Origin of the sequence: Methylomonas rosea (assembly GCF_024505055.1) — a bacterium.
Lineage (GTDB): Bacteria > Pseudomonadota > Gammaproteobacteria > Methylococcales > Methylomonadaceae > Methylomonas > Methylomonas rosea.
Genome location: NZ_JANIBL010000042.1, coordinates 25,415 through 44,332 on the forward strand (window position 1 = coordinate 25,415; position 18,918 = coordinate 44,332).

22 protein-coding genes are annotated in these 18,918 nt (G+C 48.5%); 9 read left to right on the top strand and 13 right to left on the bottom strand.

Going from position 1 to position 18,918, the window contains the following annotated elements; all coding sequences use genetic code 11:
- The first annotated feature begins 109 nt into the window (after positions 1 to 109).
- Positions 110 to 241, top strand: coding sequence for a hypothetical protein (locus NP589_RS13790; RefSeq protein WP_256607519.1), 132 nt, complete (start codon positions 110 to 112; stop codon positions 239 to 241).
- Positions 242 to 259: 18 nt separating this feature from the next.
- On the opposite strand, the gene NP589_RS13795 is transcribed toward NP589_RS13790, so the two are convergent.
- Both NP589_RS13795 and NP589_RS13800 read right to left on the bottom strand, forming a co-directional pair.
- Positions 260 to 1,258 carry a relaxase/mobilization nuclease domain-containing protein gene (locus NP589_RS13795; protein WP_205454568.1) on the bottom strand — a complete coding sequence of 333 codons (999 nt, stop codon included), beginning with the start codon at positions 1,256 to 1,258 and terminating at the stop codon, positions 260 to 262.
- Between the two features lie 151 nt (positions 1,259 to 1,409).
- A complete protein-coding gene (locus NP589_RS13800) occupies positions 1,410 to 1,976 on the bottom strand; it encodes a hypothetical protein (protein WP_205454569.1) in 567 nt (188 codons plus the stop codon).
- A gap of 254 nt (positions 1,977 to 2,230) precedes the next feature.
- On the opposite strand from NP589_RS13800, the gene NP589_RS13805 reads away from it, so the two are divergent.
- From NP589_RS13805 to NP589_RS13815, 3 genes are read left to right on the top strand one after another with little or no spacing between them, the layout of a single operon-like run.
- Entirely contained in the window at positions 2,231 to 2,671 is a 441-nt protein-coding gene (locus NP589_RS13805) for a hypothetical protein (RefSeq protein WP_205454570.1), read from the top strand.
- Positions 2,652 to 3,365, top strand: a complete 714-nt coding sequence (gene stbB / locus NP589_RS13810; RefSeq protein WP_256607520.1) for a StbB family protein — start codon at positions 2,652 to 2,654, stop codon at positions 3,363 to 3,365. The genes NP589_RS13805 and stbB overlap by 20 nt, the downstream gene beginning before the upstream one ends.
- 2 nt (positions 3,366 to 3,367) lie before the next feature.
- Positions 3,368 to 3,853: a hypothetical protein gene (locus NP589_RS13815; protein ID WP_256607521.1), complete on the top strand. Its 486-nt coding sequence runs from the start codon at positions 3,368 to 3,370 to the stop codon at positions 3,851 to 3,853.
- Between the two features lie 244 nt (positions 3,854 to 4,097).
- On the opposite strand, the gene NP589_RS13820 is transcribed toward NP589_RS13815, so the two are convergent.
- From NP589_RS13820 to NP589_RS13840, 4 genes are all read right to left on the bottom strand, one after another.
- Entirely contained in the window at positions 4,098 to 4,502 is a 405-nt protein-coding gene (locus NP589_RS13820) for a hypothetical protein (RefSeq protein WP_205454573.1), read from the bottom strand.
- Between the two features lie 81 nt (positions 4,503 to 4,583).
- Positions 4,584 to 5,204, bottom strand: coding sequence for a recombinase family protein (locus NP589_RS13825; RefSeq protein ID WP_205454574.1), 621 nt, complete (start codon positions 5,202 to 5,204; stop codon positions 4,584 to 4,586).
- Between the two features lie 652 nt (positions 5,205 to 5,856).
- Positions 5,857 to 6,111: a hypothetical protein gene (locus tag NP589_RS13835; RefSeq protein WP_205454576.1), complete on the bottom strand. Its 255-nt coding sequence runs from the start codon at positions 6,109 to 6,111 to the stop codon at positions 5,857 to 5,859.
- 14 nt (positions 6,112 to 6,125) lie between these two features.
- The gene (locus tag NP589_RS13840; protein WP_256607522.1) at positions 6,126 to 7,823 is read right to left on the bottom strand and encodes a DUF4942 domain-containing protein; all 1,698 of its coding nucleotides are present in this window, start codon (positions 7,821 to 7,823) and stop codon (positions 6,126 to 6,128) included.
- Between the two features lie 663 nt (positions 7,824 to 8,486).
- Here NP589_RS13840 and NP589_RS13845 point away from each other — a divergent pair.
- Positions 8,487 to 8,822, top strand: coding sequence for a hypothetical protein (locus NP589_RS13845; protein WP_256607523.1), 336 nt, complete (start codon positions 8,487 to 8,489; stop codon positions 8,820 to 8,822).
- Positions 8,823 to 8,868: 46 nt separating this feature from the next.
- Here NP589_RS13845 and trfA read toward each other — a convergent pair whose 3' ends face one another.
- From trfA to NP589_RS13870, 5 genes are all read right to left on the bottom strand, one after another.
- Complete coding sequence (gene trfA, locus NP589_RS13850; protein WP_256607524.1) at positions 8,869 to 9,780, bottom strand: plasmid replication initiator TrfA; 912 nt, start codon at positions 9,778 to 9,780, stop codon at positions 8,869 to 8,871.
- A complete protein-coding gene (locus tag NP589_RS13855) occupies positions 9,777 to 10,097 on the bottom strand; it encodes a TrfB-related DNA-binding protein (protein ID WP_205454578.1) in 321 nt (106 codons plus the stop codon). Before NP589_RS13855 ends, trfA begins: the two co-directional genes overlap by 4 nt.
- 118 nt (positions 10,098 to 10,215) lie before the next feature.
- On the bottom strand, positions 10,216 to 11,328 hold the full coding sequence (locus NP589_RS13860; protein WP_256607525.1) for a ParB/RepB/Spo0J family partition protein: 1,113 nt from the start codon (positions 11,326 to 11,328) through the stop codon (positions 10,216 to 10,218).
- 33 nt (positions 11,329 to 11,361) lie between these two features.
- Positions 11,362 to 12,123 (bottom strand): ParA family protein, encoded by a 762-nt coding sequence (locus NP589_RS13865; RefSeq protein ID WP_256607526.1) that lies wholly within the window; start codon positions 12,121 to 12,123, stop codon positions 11,362 to 11,364.
- A gap of 118 nt (positions 12,124 to 12,241) precedes the next feature.
- Entirely contained in the window at positions 12,242 to 12,715 is a 474-nt protein-coding gene (locus NP589_RS13870; RefSeq protein ID WP_256607527.1) for a DUF2958 domain-containing protein, read from the bottom strand.
- Positions 12,716 to 12,976: 261 nt separating this feature from the next.
- On the opposite strand from NP589_RS13870, the gene NP589_RS13875 reads away from it, so the two are divergent.
- The 4 genes from NP589_RS13875 (at position 12,977) to NP589_RS13890 (ending at position 16,886) form a co-directional block, all read left to right on the top strand.
- On the top strand, positions 12,977 to 13,324 hold the full coding sequence (locus tag NP589_RS13875) for a hypothetical protein (protein ID WP_256607528.1): 348 nt from the start codon (positions 12,977 to 12,979) through the stop codon (positions 13,322 to 13,324).
- A gap of 135 nt (positions 13,325 to 13,459) precedes the next feature.
- Positions 13,460 to 14,200 carry a DNA adenine methylase gene (locus tag NP589_RS13880; protein ID WP_256607529.1) on the top strand — a complete coding sequence of 247 codons (741 nt, stop codon included), beginning with the start codon at positions 13,460 to 13,462 and terminating at the stop codon, positions 14,198 to 14,200.
- A 176-nt stretch (positions 14,201 to 14,376) separates the two neighbouring features.
- Positions 14,377 to 15,354 (top strand): XamI family restriction endonuclease, encoded by a 978-nt coding sequence (locus NP589_RS13885; protein WP_256607530.1) that lies wholly within the window; start codon positions 14,377 to 14,379, stop codon positions 15,352 to 15,354.
- Positions 15,355 to 15,359: 5 nt separating this feature from the next.
- On the top strand, positions 15,360 to 16,886 hold the full coding sequence (locus tag NP589_RS13890; RefSeq protein WP_256607531.1) for an Eco57I restriction-modification methylase domain-containing protein: 1,527 nt from the start codon (positions 15,360 to 15,362) through the stop codon (positions 16,884 to 16,886).
- Between the two features lie 287 nt (positions 16,887 to 17,173).
- On the opposite strand, the gene NP589_RS13895 is transcribed toward NP589_RS13890, so the two are convergent.
- Both NP589_RS13895 and NP589_RS13900 read right to left on the bottom strand, forming a co-directional pair.
- Complete coding sequence (locus NP589_RS13895; protein WP_256607532.1) at positions 17,174 to 17,530, bottom strand: helix-turn-helix domain-containing protein; 357 nt, start codon at positions 17,528 to 17,530, stop codon at positions 17,174 to 17,176.
- A gap of 53 nt (positions 17,531 to 17,583) precedes the next feature.
- A complete protein-coding gene (locus NP589_RS13900; protein ID WP_205454585.1) occupies positions 17,584 to 18,039 on the bottom strand; it encodes a JAB domain-containing protein in 456 nt (151 codons plus the stop codon).
- Between the last annotated feature and the right edge of the window lie 879 nt (positions 18,040 to 18,918).

Genomic DNA, 18,918 nt, shown 5'->3' on the forward strand with positions numbered 1-18,918 from the left:
GTCGCCGGAAAATAGCAGCGAACTAATACCGGCGTTGCGGGATGTTCAGTTAGTTGAATTGACGCGTGAACGCTTAATACTATCCGGTATAGAACGACAGGAAGATATTGTGCTCAATAAGATCGAGGATTTCGCTCAAACCTGGGTATGCTGGCTTGGCGAACGGCAAGAGCACAGCAAGGATATGGAAGGTAATAAAGAACCTTCTACAAAAACCCGTGACCCTGCCGGCACCGGGTAACGTTTAGGTGTCACAGACCTAGCGAACCGGCGCATGATCATCACCCTTACCGGAAGAAGGCGAGTTCTCGACTGGAGCCGCGATAGCAACACGATCCAGCGTCGCCCGTAACCGGTCCTTATCGGCCAGCATGGTTTCTTTCAATGCATCGTAATCGGACTTTACCGGCGGAAGCGTCTTAATAAAGTCCACGACTTCATCGGCCTCTTTTTCAAAACCCGCTTTGCGCAACTCATGCTCGGTCGCGATCCAATCCTCTACCACGGCTTGACGAGTCGCCTTTAGCCTTTCCTTACCGGGTGAATCGGGGACAACACCATTCACAACCTCATTAAGCACATCTTCTACGCGGCCTTGAAGAAACGTCGAAGCGACAGGGGGCTTGCCATGTTCATCCTTTGGTCCATTCTGCCATTTTTCTATACGCTCTTGGTGTTGGTGCATCGATGTCTTGGCGCTGCTTTTTCCGCGCCCCCTAATAGCTGCCGGCGTAGCATTAGCTTCAACACCGTGATCCCGCAACGCCTGGGCAAATTGCTCACGCCAGTTTTGCAGGGTGTCCTTGCGGATGTAAAGCCGCTCACCGGTTTCGCTTACCGCTTTAACGACTAAGTGAACGTGCGGGTTTTTACCGGATTCGGTCTTGTCGTGCTTGGGATCGGTGGCCGGGTCGTGCAAAACCATGGCGTAACGATGAGTAAACGCGAAGTTCTCACGAGCAAAATGCTGTGCAGCCGCTAAAACGGATTGTGGCGGTGTTCCTTGAGGCATCGATAGCACAATGTTATGAACCAGTTTCGCCCGCTTATCCTTCTCGCCGGCCTCGGGTGCTTCACGGTTGCGTTTATTGATGATGGTATCGAGCTTCCAGTCGCGAACCAGAAACTCGGAAACGTCCTTACCCTTTAGATATTCACCCTCATCCGTTAGCACCTCTAACTCGCCTTTACGATCAATGTAGTCGATATGGGCCTCGGCAGTTTCAGGATCGCGCCCGCCGCCAGTTACTTTAACCATGACCTCCGGCACACGATTTAGCGTCCGTCGCAATGACTCCATCGAAGCGGGCGAAGAGGGGTGAAATAGTGCCTTCGGACCTTTCCGGCCATGGCTCACGAAATCCAGGCCTGGGGCGTTCCTATCCCTACTGACGACGGCGGTACGTTTCTTAGGCATCTTCGTTCTCCCAACTCATTAAATTGGTTCTCACCACGGCATCAATCTCGGCGCTGGCTTGTGTGGTCATTTGCATAGTTTCAGTGAGCATATCGACCAGCTCATTCGAATCAGGCCAATGGCCGGCATGGGCCAGCTTGACCAACTGGTTCAGATTGCGACCAAGGGCGGCTAACTGGTTCGAGGTCACGGCAAGTGCCGCCAACTCTTCTCGCGGCATGGGTGCGTTCTTGGTTATCCAGCCGCGCAGAATCAGCTTCATGACTGTACCTAGCTTCATCATACGCGTAGCGGCGTAGTCAATGGTATGTCGCTTATCGCCCGGCAACGGCATAAAACTTATTAGTGGATTCAATAAGTCAATATCGTCTAATTCATCATCTGTGGCAACGTCAGGCGGCGCTATGAAGTCGCCTGCGTCAGCATTTAATAAACGGTCAATCTCCGGCAAAATCAACTTAGTCACGTCTGTACGTCGTTTTTCAGCCAGTGCAATTAGCGCCGCCTTCTTGGCGGGAAGAATTCTTATATTAAGTGCAACGGTTCTGATCTTTGCCATGGGCCTCTAACCTCTCTACTATGGGTAAAGTGTAACACAAAATTATAACTTCCTCTATCCTGCCCTCGTTTTTGTGTTTTTACGTGCTTTTCGGTGTCCGCCAAGTGTTGAATATGTATTGAATTAATGTTTAAAACTACGTGAATTCATAGTGAATACATAGAAATCACTTGAATAATGATAGAATAGTGGTTTAAAGTGTTGATGAAATAGTGAGCTAGCGCCCTAAACGTTGAAGAAATCGAGGACTTTCATTGGATATTGAGGAATTTGTACAGTTGAATACGCCTGCCTCAACGTCCGGCTCCAAATTATTCCCATACCTGGCGGATCTGCATCGGCTCAGGGAATTGGGTTATTCGTACAAACAGATCCAAAGCTACTTAGCCGGGAAAGACATAACGGTGTCGATACAGGGCATCGCGTCATATCTAGCCAGGCATCAGGAACAGAAAGCCGCTGAGTTACAAACAAAACGGCCTCAACCAAGGACGATCCAGCCGGAACCAGTCGCCACGCCGGCAAGAAACCGCGACGATCACATAGAGAACGAACCGGAAAACAAACAGACCTACTTTGACCCAACGGATTTACGGGAGATATTGAGCGAAAAAATCAACCTGGATCAGTTAGCCAAACTGGGTAAGCCTCACAAACAGACAAGGAAAAAACCTCATGAAACTGGTAGTGATTAATTTTTCAGGCAACGTAGGAAAATCCACCGTAGCCGCGCACTTGCTAAAACCGAGAATGAACGACGCAGCGCTGTTCAGCATCGAAACATTGAACGATCATGCAGCCACGGACGGGGTCGATGTGGAAACGTTCAAGGGTAAAAAATACAAAGAACTTCAAGAAGAAATCTTCTTGCTCGATGATGCCATTATCGACGTGGGAGCTTCTAACGTAGAAGACTTTACCAACCTAATGACGCAGTATCACGACTCACACCAGCAATTCGATTATTACCTGGTGCCGACTGTGAAGGAAAAAAAACAGACCATCGACACTATCAAAACCATTAAGGCATTAGCAGCCATGGGGATTCCCAAAAAGAAAATCCGCGTGGTGATGAACAAGGTGGACATCGACGATGATATACGTGAAGAATTTGGGTCGCTGTTTGGCTTAGAGACGGTTGATAAGTCATTTGTCATCAATGAGAAATGCGTCATTTATAACAATGAAGCGTTTGACCAATGCAAAGACTTAGGTGTGCCGTTAGTTGAAATCATTAACGATAAAACTGATTATCGGGAACAAGCCAAGGCCGCAAAACTCGCAGGCAACACCGATGAGGCGGAACGGTGCGTAAAGATGGCGTTGCTCAAGATGATAGCGATTACCGCGAATCAAAATCTTGATCAAGTATTTAAAGCCTTGTTTTAGCCATGACCAAAACCGCCAAAAAAAAGGAAATCGGCGATCCAAGGACCATGCGCGACGCCCTCGCCGCGCAGGTGCTAGGAGATATTGACACACTGTTGGACAAAGCTGACGCCGTTGCCGGCGCAGTCAACAGCTCAGCCGCCAAAATGGATGAAACGATACGTCGGCTAGAAGGAGCCGGCGAAACCTACAATCAAGCCGTACTAGCCGCGAACATGCGGTCAAAAAAAGAAATGGTGGCTTATCTAAAAACCGTGACGACTACGGTGGTGGCAACAACGGGCGACGAACAGCGAGAGATTATTCGTGCGCTACTTCGCGAAGCGCTGAGCGACGAAATCACCACCTTAAAACGCAGCATTGCGGAGTCAAGCGAAGCCAATGGCTCACCGTTGGCTTTGAGGTGGGTGGTAACGATCCTTATCTGCATGTTTACCGCCCTGCTCTCTAGCGCTGGTACGGTTGTGTTCATTCGATTACTTGGGTGATTGTGGCCGGCACAGACAAATATAACTATGCGATATCGCCTTGCTCAACTGCAAGAGCGGCAATTCGGCTATTTTTGCCCATCCCCTCGAAAAGGTAAAAATTAGCAATAGCGAATGTTAAAGGTCGCTACCTTCTTCCAATTAAAACCGTCAAAAACCTTAACGTACTATTTTCGCCGAATTCTGCGACTACCCCTATAGCCAGCAATGGCTATGTGAGATCCTCGCAGTTTCCCTCAAGTCATTAGTTAAGAACATTGATCACATTACCGCGCGACAAAAAGACCAGTAGCGCGTCATAAAGGTACATAATTAAAAACGCACCAAAACATGCCAAACCGAACATCCAAACAAGTTGCGGATTGGCGGGATGAGTGACCAGGCAAATAACGAACGCGATCAGCAGAAAGCCGGACAACGGTCTAATCACGACAAACAGAATAGGCCGGAACCATAGCAATAACGTCAATACCATGACGCGCACAAATTCAATCAGAAATTCGAATGTGCGGGCAACCGCACGGCCACACCAAGGCACAAACCTGCTGCCGCCATGCTTTACGCTCGATGCAGAACGACGGGTAATATCAAGTACCCTTTCACCGGCACCAGATGGGTGAGCTTTTGGAAATTTAACAACTTTGGCCATAACCATCCCTCATAAATAAGTAAGCAACTACAACGGCTAACATGAGTCCCAATACCATCCCCAGTAACTCGAAATGATACGTTACGTTTCAGAACGCTTTGCTTCCGCACACACTTTTTTCACCTGGCTTGGGCTGCAACCGGCCAGCTCGGCGGTCTGCTTAATAGAATGCCCTGCACCGCGCAACGCAATGATGCGTCGGTGAATATCAGTGTTAGCCACTCGGCCAGTGTATTTACCAGCGCTTTTCGCGATTTGAATCCCTTGCTGCTGCCGTTCTCGGCGGGTTTCGTAATCATCACGCGACATTTGCAGCGCGAGTTTAAGTAATAAATCCTGAACAGCTTCTAAAACGATCTTGGCGACTCCATCGGCGCTGGCCGTTAATTCCGACAAATCAACAATCCCCGGCACGGCCAGCTTGGCCCCCTTCATCCTGATCGATGCTACCAACTTTTCGGCATCGGCCAGCGGTAGCCGGCTTATCCGGTCGATCTTTTCAGCAATCACCACGTCGCCGTGTTGTAAATCGTCAATCATCCGTAACAGCTCCGGGCGATCCGCCCGAGCACCAGACGCCGTTTCAGAATACACGGCGGCAATATAAAAGCCTTCTGCCCTTGCGCTATCGACAAGCGCCTTCTGCCGGGTAATATCCTGTTTGTCAGTGCTAACGCGAATATAGATTCGAGCGACTTTCATAAACTATGGTCAAAATGGGTATATCCATAATAGCCCACTATACACCGCATAGCCAAAAACAAAAATAGCAATCTAAAATGTCCACCATAGAAATAACCATCTATGTTGGCCGCTCAATGTAAGAAAAGATGTAAGAGGGCTTTGCCGCTAAATATGAAGCTTAAACCTATAACAATCGCGGCGAATCCTCCTATATTCATAAAAAGGAGCGTACCGCCGCTAAGTCCAACGGGTGGCCACGCAAACCTTAAAGCGAATACCCCAGCAATTAATATCGCTACGCCATACAATCGAATAGTCATAAACTCAACCCTCTACAAAAAAACATAAATTTCGCGCCCGCGAAAACTGCATTTGTTAAGCCTGTGGCGGTTGGTGGTCGTATCGCCATATTTGCCCAAGCCCCGCGAAGTCACATAAAAGCGCCCATGCGGCATAAGGGATTTCGGATTCATTCCCAACCCACTTCCTAACGGTTCTCGCGCCATTCTTTTTTAATCCAAGCGCGTTGGCAGCTACAGAGCCGCTAAAATCGGCCTGCCTCAACAACTCGGCTACTTCGTCGCCGGTTGGAGTGGGCCAATCAAGACTATATGGTTGCAAACACTCAGGTCTGATTGTTCTGTTGCGCGGTTCGTGCATAAGTTAACCCCTAAAAATCGCAATGATCTAATGCGTTAGTAATAGCCTCTTCGGCCATTGAAATTGAAAAAGCTGTTCCAGCCTTATGTTCGACGACCTGATCGGCAACGCCCCGATGAGTCCAGCCGCCGCCAGATTGAATACTCCATGCCCAAATGATCTGACCGCTTTCGATGATTGGTTTAATAAAACACAAATAACCATCTATTTCGGCAACAAATTCACTAGGGGAATCGCCTGTGCTTTGGTAGTAAAACTTAGCCATGTTAGTTTTCCATATTAACTTAATCTATCAGCCCGAAGAATTGCCACCGAAATACTGGTCCCACTAAACGCATTTTCAATCGGCGAGGACCACGTAAATGACCATTCGCCAGCAACGTCAAACGCCTTATTGATGTACGAGCTTGGTAGGATCGCCACTAGACGACCGCTGGGCTTAATCAACTGCATCGAGGTAATAACATGCGCAACTGCCCGGCCATCTGAAAAAGGTGGATTAATCACGATCTTATCGAACACCTGAGCAGGTTGATATTTAGCCCATTCCAAGAAATCGGCCTCAATCGTATTAAAACCCTTAGATCGTAATATCTCACAGTGTAAGGGTGATATTTCAATGCAGGTTGTACGGTCAGTCGGCATAAAAGCAGCAATGCCGCCCTGGCCGGCGCTGGTTTCTGCGCACTGATCGGTCGGTTGTATTTCGGCTTCTTCGACGGCCCGTTGTGCTAAATCACCATTGGTGGGGTAATATTGGTGGCTACGATGATCGGGAATGCATCCACTCATAACTATTTCGTTTATGACATTCGCAGGACAGTAGTTAAATTCATAATTACCTAATCTACGATCAACGCCACCGATGCTTTGCAAGACGCGACTAGCTTCTTCCCAAGCAAACTTGTTGGTAGATTGCGACCCAAATGGCAGCTGGACGCGTTTTTCATTATGCCTTGGTTTTGACTCAGCCAATATGCTAAGCACGGCGAATGGTAACGGATGTTGAAGAAGCGCAATATCTTTCGCTTTCCTTTCGGGTTTAGTACGGAATTGTGCCGGGATCGCGGCGGGGTAGAGACTAGCCAGCACAGCATTTAATCGCCAAGCCATATCCGGGTGAATCTCTAAATGCGCGGTTCCAACCATATACAAGCGAATCCTAATGGCACCACCATCCAGAACGTTCCACTGTCCATCTTTAGGGATGTTATCGATGGTTCGGCTGGTGATATACCAGGCGGGTTCATCTCTGCCCATAAACTTCGCGATGACCGAGCGAAGATCATTGATATACCCAGCCATAGAACTATTCTGCGAGTAAAAACCCTTACCGTGTACCGTATAGACCCGATTTAATATCATCCGCTTACCAAACCCAACCGGTGAGTTGGTGATGTGAACGCCGGATAAAGCTCGAAAGATGCCGTCTACACGTTCAGCAAAGAATTTTTCTCGACTCAATAACAGTTGCGTCAAGGTAGCTCTTACGGTGTCCTCTGTAAAATCCGGAATGGGCTGGATTTCCCACTCATCGATGTCCGTGGGTTCTCCGTTCTGAATTCTCATTGACCTATCGTAAGCGGATAAGTGTTTTTTAACACCCATTGGCTTGTCAATACTGGCCCGCCATTCATCCCGCCGCTTTTGCGGCATGTAATCCATGACATCGGTCATAGCGATAGCGCGTGACCAATAAGCAGATTTTAGCGCTTCGACGGCCCAATCTGCGCGAAAGGTTGTGCTGTAGTAATGGTGAGAACTACCAGAATGATTTTTGCTGCCTTCGGCAAAGTAATGAACAACGCCACCCGCCCCGCCATTCATAAAGTCTTCGACTAGGCGAATGTTGGTAAGATCGGCGTTATACTTAGCAAGTAGGCAATCGATTGCATCCGCTGAAACGGGTGCAAAAAAGTCGCCATCTTCATCAATAGCGATTGAGTGGGTAGGTTTGAGCTGTAGAGTGTTCATCATCGGTATTTCTCCGGTAAGCGACCATGGCGAAGCCCGGTCTAAAGAATGAGTTTAGAGTATAGAATAAAAAGGCCTAGATGTAAACAGATATTTGTTTACATCTGGTGTTACTTATTTGTGGTTATCGGGATTAAAGAAGGATTAAAAGAGGATTAGGCGAAAATTTGTGAAATGCCGAATGCCGCGCATTCTCTGGGCTGAGCAGGTGATTTAAAAATACGGGACGGGGGGGCAGGAACGGTACGCCGGGGGCGCGGGAACGGTATGCCGGGGGCGCGGGAACGGTATGCCGGGGGCGTCGGAACGGTAATTCTGGGGGCGTGGGAACGGTATTTTTGTGGGCATTTTGTTCATTTTGTCAATAAAGCCATAATACCGGCCAGAAAGCAGTACGCTAGGGGTGTGGGAACGGTAAAGTGTGGGGGTGCAGGAACGGTATACGCCGGGGGTGTCGGAACGGCAATATGGGCTTACCGGAACCGCGTTCATTTGAATAAAATAGTAGTCGCTCCATGTTGACGGCGGATGATAAGCCCTCCGGGGGTGTCGGAACGGTACTTTTTAGAAGTGCCTATTACTTTTGAACTAATAATTTAACCGGCTTTGGTGATGTATCGGGGGCATTGGAACGGTATCATCAGCCAGAGTTATAGGGGTTTTAGCATGACAAATGCCGTATTTGAGTTACCCAAAACAAGGCTGTGTGCTGCCGTTGTGTTGTCATGGGGTTATGTCGATCAACAAATGCTGGAAACTACGACCACGGCGTTACAGGCCGAACTTGGTAATGGTTGGTCTACCACAAGCGCATTCCAATTTATGGCAGGGAAAACCGCCAAAGCAGCATTGGATACCGCAGCCGCTGATGAACAAGTTTCGTTGCTGACCGCATACAATCTTGCGAAATTAGTGTGTAGTGAATTCGGGTTGGCCGCGGTCAATCAGCCTGATCATATAGACAGGGCTGAGTTAATGGCCGCTGTTTCAGCGCGGCATTAAAACGTATTAGTGAGGGGCGGCGGGGGTGTGGGAACGGTATGCCGGATTAACGTTTCTGCTGCTTTAAAGCTCGAACTCGTTTGGCAATGTGGCGTTGTTGAGACGGACTACCAGAGTGTTTCACAAAGACTAAATTGTTTTTAAATTCATAACGAAACCGCTGGCCGTTGGCGGAACATGCTTCGACAACATGATCGAGACTCCGCTTTAAATCCTTTTTAAAATCACTGATCAAAGCGGCTTGGCTACCGCAAAGTTCGTAGATACGCTGTACGCTCATTGGATAGGGTTTAGCGTGACTAGAATAAAAGCCATGTAACCATTGAGAAAGCGGTTTGCCGTCCAGGGCGTGACGAATAGCCCACTCGACCTGGGTAAACTGATCGGCTCCGAACAAGGCCACTAGTTTGGGACTCAGTGTAATGAAATACTCTAAGGTCACTTCGTCGCGGTAAACTTCGGCGATTAAGCTGCCCTCGTAACTGTGGTGTCCGATTTTTACATCAAGACCTGTAGCATTAAGCCGGCTAAGCCGGCGGCTTAATGTATCCCGATTCTTGCCGCTATCGGTTTTGCCAAGACTCTTGAGTAATTGATACGCTGTAACGCGGCATTCCGTGCCAAGCGACTGCACCCGCGCGATATGTAAAACGGTACTCCACACATCAAGGTCGGCCTGGTCGAGCCTAGCCCCGGTGTAATGGATCGCGATACCTTCTTGAGAGTGGATTTTTTGGCGTTCAAGATATGGCCTTGCGCCCATGCGGACAGCACCGAATAGGGCGGAACGCAAGGCGGCATTTGGAATTCCGCGCACCGCTTCCGGCCAAAGCGTAAGCTGGATGCAAGTCAAGTTTTTAGCAGGCGAAGCCTGTTGTTGATCGCGGCTTCGGCGTAGCCTGGCCTTTTCAGCCATCATCGCGGCCCATTCGCCGTTAAATTTGTCTAGCTCTGTCATTTGCTTGAACGACGCCGTGAAACGGATATTCTGAATTTTTCAATCAGGTCAACCGGTGCTGCCATCGATACCAAGTCCCACCCTTCCGGTAATAATGCCTTGATTTCATTTTGTTCAATCTCTTGAGCCGCCCGATACTTATCCCGCGCCCGCATAGCTGAGTTCACCGCGCCGTTGACCGCTTGCCGGGTCCAACCATATTGATCGGCAACAGCCTTTAAACCCGCGCCATTAACCAACACAGCATAGGCCGCGTCTGTTCGATCCTTAGTTAATTTCATCAAGTCTCGAACAGCGTTAAATTCGGCTTTACTCATTCGGCGTTCTTCTCGTTCTGCGCTCATATACTCGTGTATTGGTTTGGTTTGGCGTATCTTAACATTATGGTAAATTGACACTGCCGCGCACACTGATCAATCCCGATGCGCTTAGCATCTACGCCTTAACACTACCAAAAATATCCAACAAGCTAAATTTTGTATTACGAGCCACGCCATACATAAACGCTGCCAGCGCAAATGCGCCAATACCGTCCGCAGCAAAATGGTCTTTGCGCAAATGTTTCAGCACATCGCGGCCAGCATCTTTACTCATTACACCCATTTCATAAAAGGCCCGTAACCAGACATCGATCATTTCCCGGTCGTCATTGCTCATGGCATCTAATACCGATTTAGGTTTTTTGTCGTGCAAAAAAATCGCGTTATAGGCCACCATCAACACTAAATTAACTGTCTCTCCTGTCGGAAGGTTTTCAGACGATTGATTGCTATCGTCTTTGTTTGAATCAGTTGTTTTCGCGCCCGCGAAAACATCAACCTGGGTTGCGGGTTTTTTATCCTCTATTTTCTTGGGCGGCTTAACCTCGTCCTTAGCGGCTTTCACTATATCCCGCACATTCGCTTTTGCTCCGCCGCTTTTTATTTTATCAACCGCCTCCTTAGCTTTCGCTGGGTCGATTTTTTCGATGATCTTTAACGCATTAATAGATTCAACATCCGCGCTCAAATCTTCCGTTACCAGGCGTTTTGCTTGTTCCGGTAAATTCAGCAAGCCCAACATCTTTGATAAGCGTGTGCGGCTAATCTCGTACTTTTCTAACACCGCCTCCTGACTCATTTTCTTAATCTTAAGGTCACGTTCAATCTTCTTGGCTTCCTCGATCTGCGTGAGATTCTTACGATGAATGTTTTCGATAAATTGTGCATCTTCGGCTTCCTCGTCGGTGAAATCTTTCACGCTGGCCCGAAGGTGAGTTAATCCTTCCATCCGGGCCGCCCGATACCGCCGTTCTCCTGCAACCAACAAATAGGGTTTTTCACTGCCAGGGCGATTAGGGCGAATGACAATGGCCTGCAACTGTTGCTTACGAAGGCTGCGGCCAAGATCAGCTAATTCGTTATCCTCGTCCTCGAACTCTTCACGTACCTGAGCCTCGACTTCAATATCATCGAGAGGGGCTAATATTTCGTATTCGTTTGGGTTGCCACTGACACCAAAAAGAGCATCAACACCACTACCACTAAAGAGAGCGTTTTGTTTAGTCATAATCAAAATTCCGAAATGATTTTTAAAAGCCGATTAGTTCAAGCGTGCCAGAATGGCCGTGCATGCCGCCCGCCACTCGCCCGCCGCTTTTAAATGACCTTCGCCGCTAGTATGAGTCCAAACCGGGCGGCGCTGGGCAATGGCCTTGCGGACCGCCGCCCGCTCGGCCAAGGCTTGAGATAATATGATCGGCCCGTATTGATTCCGTAACATAGTCAGCGCATTTTTCGCCTCGGTGCTGCGGCTGTTGACCTTCATCGGCAAGATGCCGATGTGTTTGAGCCTGGGATTAAAGCCCTGGGTGCGAATCACATGGATTGTTTGCATAAGATCGGCAACACCAGCCAGCTCATAAAGCCCGATTGAAACCGGTGTCAGTACATAATCGGCTGCGGCCAAGGATGCCATCAAGCGAATACCCAACAGCGGCGGCGTATCGATCACGCATAGATCGAACTCAGCCGCGAAGCGGCGCAACGCTTGACCTGGCTGGCGTATCACTTGATTTTCGGCTTTGTCGATCGCAAGCAGCGCGTTATCGGCCCGAATGATAGACAGCTTATCGTTAAGAGGCTGCGGCCTTTCATCGACCACTTCACCCCCGTACAGCGTCGAAGCAACAAGGCCCGTCGGTGCGTTGTCTGGAGCAGGGAAGGACAGCGACAGACTCCCCTGTTTGTCCATATCAACCAGTAAAACGCGCATGCCGGCATCCATGCCGGCGTAAGCCAAATGGACGGCCAGCGTACTTTTACCAACGCCGCCTTTTTGATTTGCAATCGATAGAATTTTCATCGTTTTTAATGCCTTAATCGTGTGATTGGTGGGGATTATACGCCCCGTAAAACACTGTAAAGCCGTTCGCTCTACTGTGGATCGGTAATCCCGCCTATTACCTGGGCGGGCCATCGCATTACGCGGCGCGTTTCTCCCTCTCCGCTTTAATGTCAGCCAACGATCTTGGCGTGAAATAAAGATCCAATTCGACACCGTGAGAAATCAACTCGCGGATCGAAATGTAACCCAGTTCAGCGCATTGGTCGTTACCATTCAAAACGGTATAACCAAACGCCTGGTCAACATTACCAGCGACATCTTTTTCTGTGATGAACCAACTACTCCCGCCCCGGAAATAATGCAGATAAACCATGGCATCAGCGCCCTTGCCTTCCTGCTCGTCAGTCAGCGCCATGACATCAATCCGGTCGGCCAGGTCAATCACCACTTGCATAAAATGATTTTTTTCTCCCCCGCGCATACCGTCGAAAATCAACTCCGCTTGAGCGTTAGAGATAAACGGGGCGATGATAAGCGCAGCTTGTGCCGCACGAACCGCCAAGGGTTTAGGGAAAAATTCAGTCGGTTTTTTTTCAGTCGTGCTTTGCATAATTGCGCCCTTACTAAAAATTAGAGAAATGATACAAGCCCGGAAGCGTAACCGCTCACCGTGTAAAAATATTATATTAAAATCATTGCATAGTCAACTGTTTTTAGTTTACGGCTAGGAAAATATTTTTAAAATGTAAACTGATAATAGTTTACATTGTGGAGAAACAGCCCTACAATGAACACTTAGTCGCGCACGATTGGCGGCAAGATGAAACAGGCTTGTAAAAGATGGCCATCAACCCAGAGCGGAGCATAAAGTATGCAAATACCTGAAAAATCAATTACTGAAACCATTGATTCAGTGGTGGCAGAGTTCGCACGGCATTCGTCGCCTGAATATTCAACAACCATAGAATCGGTGAGGCACTTCCACACGGCGGCGGTTGGCATGCTGAGAGGGATTGAACGCCTTTTGTCATCGCTCAAATATTCGCAATTGATCGACGAAAAACGGAGTGCGTTGACGGCAATCTGCGTTCAAGCGGAAAAGCGAATCGCCGCCCAGCAAACCGTAGGCCTCGAAGCGGCTGGGTATGTGTGCGATCCTGGTACCCATAGCCCTGACATATCTTGTCGATATTGCCAAACTGGTACTTACGAACAATAACCATTCGCGGCTACCCCGTTAAAATAGGCGAATAGCGCCCAACATCCGCCGCACAGGCAGGCGCAAAGTCCAATTTTTCAATAATGGGTTTGCAGTGGAACAACAAACAAAAGAACGTAATGACAGAGGATTAGAATGGGCTATTTAGGCTCGAAAGGGGCTAGCGGGGTCTATCAAGCCATCATCGCGAATATGCCGCCCCATGACGTATATATTGAGGCATTTCTAGGCTCCGGCGTGGTCATGCGCCGCAAGCCGCCGGCATTCCATTCAATCGGTATCGATTTAGACGATACCGTACTCGATCCAGAGCATTATCCTGGCGTTGAGTTGATCTGCACAGACGCCACAAACTACCTGGCAGCGTTTGACTATACCCAATATAAAAAAGTGCTCGTATTCTGTGATCCGCCGTACCTACAGATTACCCGAACCTCTTCCTCGCGGTATAAACACGAATTCACCGACGACGATCATTTGCGCTTGATTGATGTCATAAGACAGGTGCCGGCGGATGTCATCATCAGCGGCTATCCCTCCGCGCTCTATGCGGAACATCTGGCCGACTGGCGAACGTTTCAATACCAGGCCATGACGCGCGGCGGTGTACGCACTGAACAATTGTGGTTTAACTATGCCCCGGATGCCGTCTATTGGTCCGCCTATGCAGGCAAGGATTTTATTGACCGACAGCGCATTAAGCGAAAAGCCAAGCGCTGGGCCGATAACTATGCAGCGTTGCCGCCGGCGGAGCAGCTAGCGATTCTGTCGGCCATGCTTGCACGAGCACAGACAGATTCATCTATGGAAGATCCAAATACCTCACAAGCATATACAGGCCCAGTGGGAGTAAAGCTAAAAATAGACGACATATAAGTTTTGTGATGCAGTAAGCTCGGCAACTTGATTTTTTAAAAATCGTTTTCGCCAGAAGTTAAGAGACAATAGTCTCAAGATGATAGCGTTTTGTGAAAAAATCCAGTCGAAAAGCAGTTGTAAACGTTATGGTGTGTTGCGGACAACGCTTAACAACTAACTTAAGAAGATAAACAATGGGTATTAACAGGGATAAACCGGACTTATGGAAGGCTGATATAGCGGACTCAGTGGATTTATACAATTCATGGTTCATGCAATTTGCGCCAAAGGCATTTCGAGAAACAAGAGTAAAAACCGCCGAACATGTCGAATTTGCGTTACGTTCTACAGAAAACCTCACGAACGTGACACCTGCTTTATTGAAAGAGCATCCGCGAGTGCTGCCAATGTTGCGAATGTCTACTTGCCCACCTATTGCCAGAGATAGATTGATTGGTTTAGCTGGTGTTTCGAAGAACTTAGTGGAAAGCATGGAGCACGGTGATAAGCCACGAATTCCACCAAGAATGTCTGCGGCCACACTCAATAGCGAATTAGAAAAAATTGGCACCACTATTGAGAAAATGGCCGATCCAGACATTTTTGTATGGCTTGGAAGGAAAGAAGCCGCAGCAGAAGCAGAGGTTTTGCGTGCAGCTACAATTATCGCTGATCGACTTTGTGGTTCAATGGCTGATCCTATTATTCGCAATGCACAGGAAAAAAGGCAGCTAGCGGCTATTGCCGCCTGGTTGAATGAAAGAGGATACACCCAGCACGTTGCTTCAAATGGCGTGAAGTTCAACCAAATGAAGCCTGGCACTTATTCATTTCGGATGAATGTCCAAGTGAAGATGCCGACCGACAAAGGCGAAGAAAAACTGATAAACATGCCAGTTGATGCGGTCATCATGCCTAAATCGGCTAAGCCTGGCGACTTTCCATTGTTAATCGAAGCAAAATCGGCTGGAGATTTCACTAACGTTAATAAGCGCCGAAAAGAAGAAGCCCAAAAAATGACCCAATTACGGAACACATACGGTAATGGCATTCTGTTTGGTTTGTTCTTATGTGGGTATTTTGATAGCGGTTATTTAGGATATGAAGCGGCTGAAGGCATCGATTGGGTGTGGGAACACAGAATTGATGATTTGGAAAAATACGGGCTTTAAAAACCATGAAAAATAGCACTGGCAATGAAGCCTTACGCCTATCCATCCAAGCCGAACTGGACGCAAAAAAAACATCATTAGAACGAAATAAGCTTGGACAATTTGCAACGCCAACCGTGTTGGCCAGAGAGATATTATCTTACGGCTTAAGTTTGATTCCGGCTGATTGTTCCGTTCGTTTCATTGATCCAGCGATTGGTACAGGATCATTCTATTCAGCCTTGCGAGAGACGCTTGGTGATAGAGTGTTAGGGGTCGCCAAGGGATATGAGGTCGACCCTCATTACGGCGAGCCTGCGCGGGATTTATGGGCAAATTGCGGGCTTGATATTGAGATTGCAGACTTCACAAAAATAAAGCCGCCCAGCGATGGTTTTAATCTGCTTATTTGTAATCCGCCATATGTTCGCCATCACCATCTGGACGGCACTGAAAAAAAACGCCTACAAGCTGAAAGCAAAAAATCTGCTGGTGTTAAGTTATCTGGCTTAGCCGGTCTTTATTGCCATTTTTTAGCGATTTCACATCAATGGATGAGCGCTGATGGCATTGCGGGTTGGTTGATCCCAAGTGAATTCATGGATGTGAATTATGGGCGTGAAGTAAAGCGATACCTTCTTGAAGACGTGACACTATTAAGCATTCATCGCTTCGATCCAAACGATGTCCAATTCGATGATGCACTGGTTTCTTCTGCTGTCGTCTGGTTTAAAAAATCAAAACCACCGGAAGGCCACACGGTAGAGTTTTCTTATGGCGGCACCCATTCTGAACCGGCTATCTCTCGGCGAATTTCATCTACCGAACTGCTTAATGAAGCCAAATGGACACGTTTTCCGAAACAGGAAGTTAGAGAGGTAAGCGATACACCGATATTGTCCGATTTTTTCAGCATTAAGCGTGGCATCGCAACCGGCAGCAATGATTTTTTTATCCTAAGCAAAGACAAGATCATTGAGCTTGGCTTGCCGATGGAATTTTTCAGGCCAATTTTGCCTAGTCCGCGCTATGTTAAGGCGGATGAAATCGAAGCCGACGAGCAAGGGAATCCAATCTTGCCTGAGTCGCTATTTCTATTGGATTGCCGATTGCCAGAAGATGAAATCAAGGCGAAATATCCTAGCCTTTGGCATTATCTTGAATCGGGAAAAGAAGAAATAGCATCACGTTACCTTTGTAAATCTCGACCTATTTGGTACAAACAAGAAGATAGAAGCTACACGCCATTTGTCTGCACGTATATGGGACGTAGTGATTCTGGATCGGGTAGCCCTTTCAGATTTTTGCTGAACCACTCCCAAGCCATTGTAGCCAACACATACTTAATGCTGTATCCAAAGCCTGGTGTTGCTGAACGGCTGAACAATAGACCAGACGTGATTCGCAAGATATGGAAGTCATTAAAAAATATTCGGCCAGAATCCATGATGAGCGAAGGTCGAGTTTACGGCGGCGGATTGCATAAGATGGAACCCAATGAACTCGCAAAGGTATCGGCATCTGAAATTTCCGAACTGCTTAGCGAAAGCTAATTTAAGCCCACATCTTTTAGGTGATCCAATAGATCAATCAGGTGCGCAATTAATTTTAAAATTTTGGTTATTGCGTCGATGTACTTCATGTTGATGCTCCTTTAACGATTGTTAGAGAGCATCGTGTCATGACTAAAATCGGCCAAGTGCGACGTTTTCCGAATATAAGTTTTATTAGAAAAAACAATAAGAAAGTCCAGGCAGCATCAACGGCGCACTTAGGACGTCGTGCAAGCAGTGGTCTAATCGGTCAATTTACCAAGCTATAACAACCCACAAAAAAAGGGCTAGACAGCAGCAACGTCTATGCCGGATGCTAAACCATCCTCGATAGATACCACGCCGGCATATAGCAACATCAAGCGCCAAGCCGAATAGGAAATTTCCCGATAGTCGTCTTTGTCTATGTTGGCCCGCCATTTTCGGATAGTCGATGAACCTTTCTTAGGGTTATAAGTGACGCCGACAAGCCGCGCGACGCCACTCTGTGACCAACCCGCCAGCTTAATCAACCTATCCACCTCTTGAGGCGTCGGCGGAATGTAGGCGGAATGCCCGAAAGGTAAAGCGCAAGGCCGATTGCGGAATGCATCAAGCGAAATAGGTAGCGATCCGCCGACATCATAAATAGGTGCTGTTTCCATAAAAACCTCTAACATCGAAAAAGGGCGGGCGGGTGTAACCCGCCCGCAAAAAATTAAATAAGGCCATGCTCCGCGAAGCTGTATGCGCCTTGGTTACTGACTATGATATGGTCGAGGATACGCACGTCGATGAGCGCCAACGCCTCGCGTAATTTCTGGGTAATGCGCATATCTGCGTCCGAAGGTGAAAGCACGCCTGATGGATGGTTGTGGTAAGCGACCAGAGCGCAGCCATTACATGCCAGTACCGCTTTAACAATTTCCCTAGGGTAAACGCTACAGCTATCGACCGTGCCTTTTGCTATCGACTCATACTTAATCAACCGATGTTGATTATCCAAAAACAACAGGCCGAACTCTTCATGTTCCAAGTGGCCGAAGTGAAGGCGGCAAAAGTCTTTAACGGTATCGGGTGAAGTCGCCGATAGGTCTTGTTTTTGGAAAAGGGTTTCCAGAATTGCCAGGGCGTTGCGGATAATGGCTTGTTGATCAGCGGTTAAGGTTGTCATCGGTCTAACTCCGGTTGGTGGCCTTGGCGAACTGCCCGGCCTGGTTAGTATATTACGCCCCATTGGGGCGGGCGTCAACCCCTAATTACTCCTTGATTCCGATTATTCGAAACCATCCCCCCCACCCTGGTCAAATCCATCTATGTCAGATCCGGACAGCCCCCCCCCGAACGGCCAAACGTCCACCCTAGCCATTGGCGACTATGCCGGCCACTGCATCAAAGTCCGCCCTACCTGATGACAGCCCCCGCCCCACCCGCCAGCCTTCCCCGTCAAGGGCGGACAGAAAAAAATCGACTCAATCAAGAATCAAACTGGCGTCTATTTTTTTATGACCGGGCGCAGCCTGTACCCTTGATCGGCTCACCCCCTGTATGCTCACAAGGGAGTCAGAAAGCGCTTTTCTTTCTGGCTCCCGCCGCCTCGCAAGCAAGAGGCCGTCGGCAGACCCCACGGAGTGCCGCCGGAGGCATCCAAACAACCCCTTCCTTATTGCCGTTTGAGCATTGGCATTTTCGCGCCCGCGAAAATAACGAACCCGAGGCGGCGACAGCCGCCGTTCAACTCCCGTGATTTATGCCCAACGAACCGCGTGGGGGTACTTTCCACAATCCCCCGAAAAAGCGCGTTCGCTGGGTATAAATCTTCCGCCTAACCTTTAGGGTTGTAAGCCTGAAAAGCAGGGCGACAGCCGTGCGCGGTGTTCGGGATAAGCCCCAGTGGCTAAGGGTGGTGGGCTGGACGCGTAGCGAAGCGGAGAGGTAAGCCCACGACCCTTATTGAGCGGGCAAGTGGTGGCCTGGAAGGTTGGACGCGATAGCGGCCAAGTCGGTACGACCGGAGCGATAGCGAGTCTGTAAGGGCATCCCGTTTTTTGTG

Excerpts from the sequence above, each read along its gene's own strand:
- NP589_RS13795 (WP_205454568.1), bottom strand. The coding sequence starts at position 1,258 with ATGGTTAAAGTAACTGGCGGCGGGCGCGATCCTGAAACTGCCGAGGCC.
- NP589_RS13800 (WP_205454569.1), bottom strand. The coding sequence starts at position 1,976 with ATGGCAAAGATCAGAACCGTTGCACTTAATATAAGAATTCTTCCCGCC.
- stbB (WP_256607520.1), top strand. The coding sequence starts at position 2,652 with ATGAAACTGGTAGTGATTAATTTTTCAGGCAACGTAGGAAAATCCACC.
- NP589_RS13815 (WP_256607521.1), top strand. The coding sequence starts at position 3,368 with ATGACCAAAACCGCCAAAAAAAAGGAAATCGGCGATCCAAGGACCATG.
- NP589_RS13820 (WP_205454573.1), bottom strand. The coding sequence starts at position 4,502 with ATGGCCAAAGTTGTTAAATTTCCAAAAGCTCACCCATCTGGTGCCGGT.
- NP589_RS13825 (WP_205454574.1), bottom strand. The coding sequence starts at position 5,204 with ATGAAAGTCGCTCGAATCTATATTCGCGTTAGCACTGACAAACAGGAT.
- NP589_RS13835 (WP_205454576.1), bottom strand. The coding sequence starts at position 6,111 with ATGGCTAAGTTTTACTACCAAAGCACAGGCGATTCCCCTAGTGAATTT.
- NP589_RS13840 (WP_256607522.1), bottom strand. The coding sequence starts at position 7,823 with ATGATGAACACTCTACAGCTCAAACCTACCCACTCAATCGCTATTGAT.
- NP589_RS13845 (WP_256607523.1), top strand. The coding sequence starts at position 8,487 with ATGACAAATGCCGTATTTGAGTTACCCAAAACAAGGCTGTGTGCTGCC.
- trfA (WP_256607524.1), bottom strand. The coding sequence starts at position 9,780 with ATGACAGAGCTAGACAAATTTAACGGCGAATGGGCCGCGATGATGGCT.
- NP589_RS13855 (WP_205454578.1), bottom strand. The coding sequence starts at position 10,097 with ATGAGTAAAGCCGAATTTAACGCTGTTCGAGACTTGATGAAATTAACT.
- NP589_RS13860 (WP_256607525.1), bottom strand. The coding sequence starts at position 11,328 with ATGACTAAACAAAACGCTCTCTTTAGTGGTAGTGGTGTTGATGCTCTT.
- NP589_RS13865 (WP_256607526.1), bottom strand. The coding sequence starts at position 12,123 with ATGAAAATTCTATCGATTGCAAATCAAAAAGGCGGCGTTGGTAAAAGT.
- NP589_RS13870 (WP_256607527.1), bottom strand. The coding sequence starts at position 12,715 with ATGCAAAGCACGACTGAAAAAAAACCGACTGAATTTTTCCCTAAACCC.
- NP589_RS13875 (WP_256607528.1), top strand. The coding sequence starts at position 12,977 with ATGCAAATACCTGAAAAATCAATTACTGAAACCATTGATTCAGTGGTG.
- NP589_RS13880 (WP_256607529.1), top strand. The coding sequence starts at position 13,460 with ATGGGCTATTTAGGCTCGAAAGGGGCTAGCGGGGTCTATCAAGCCATC.
- NP589_RS13885 (WP_256607530.1), top strand. The coding sequence starts at position 14,377 with ATGGGTATTAACAGGGATAAACCGGACTTATGGAAGGCTGATATAGCG.
- NP589_RS13890 (WP_256607531.1), top strand. The coding sequence starts at position 15,360 with ATGAAAAATAGCACTGGCAATGAAGCCTTACGCCTATCCATCCAAGCC.
- NP589_RS13895 (WP_256607532.1), bottom strand. The coding sequence starts at position 17,530 with ATGGAAACAGCACCTATTTATGATGTCGGCGGATCGCTACCTATTTCG.
- NP589_RS13900 (WP_205454585.1), bottom strand. The coding sequence starts at position 18,039 with ATGACAACCTTAACCGCTGATCAACAAGCCATTATCCGCAACGCCCTG.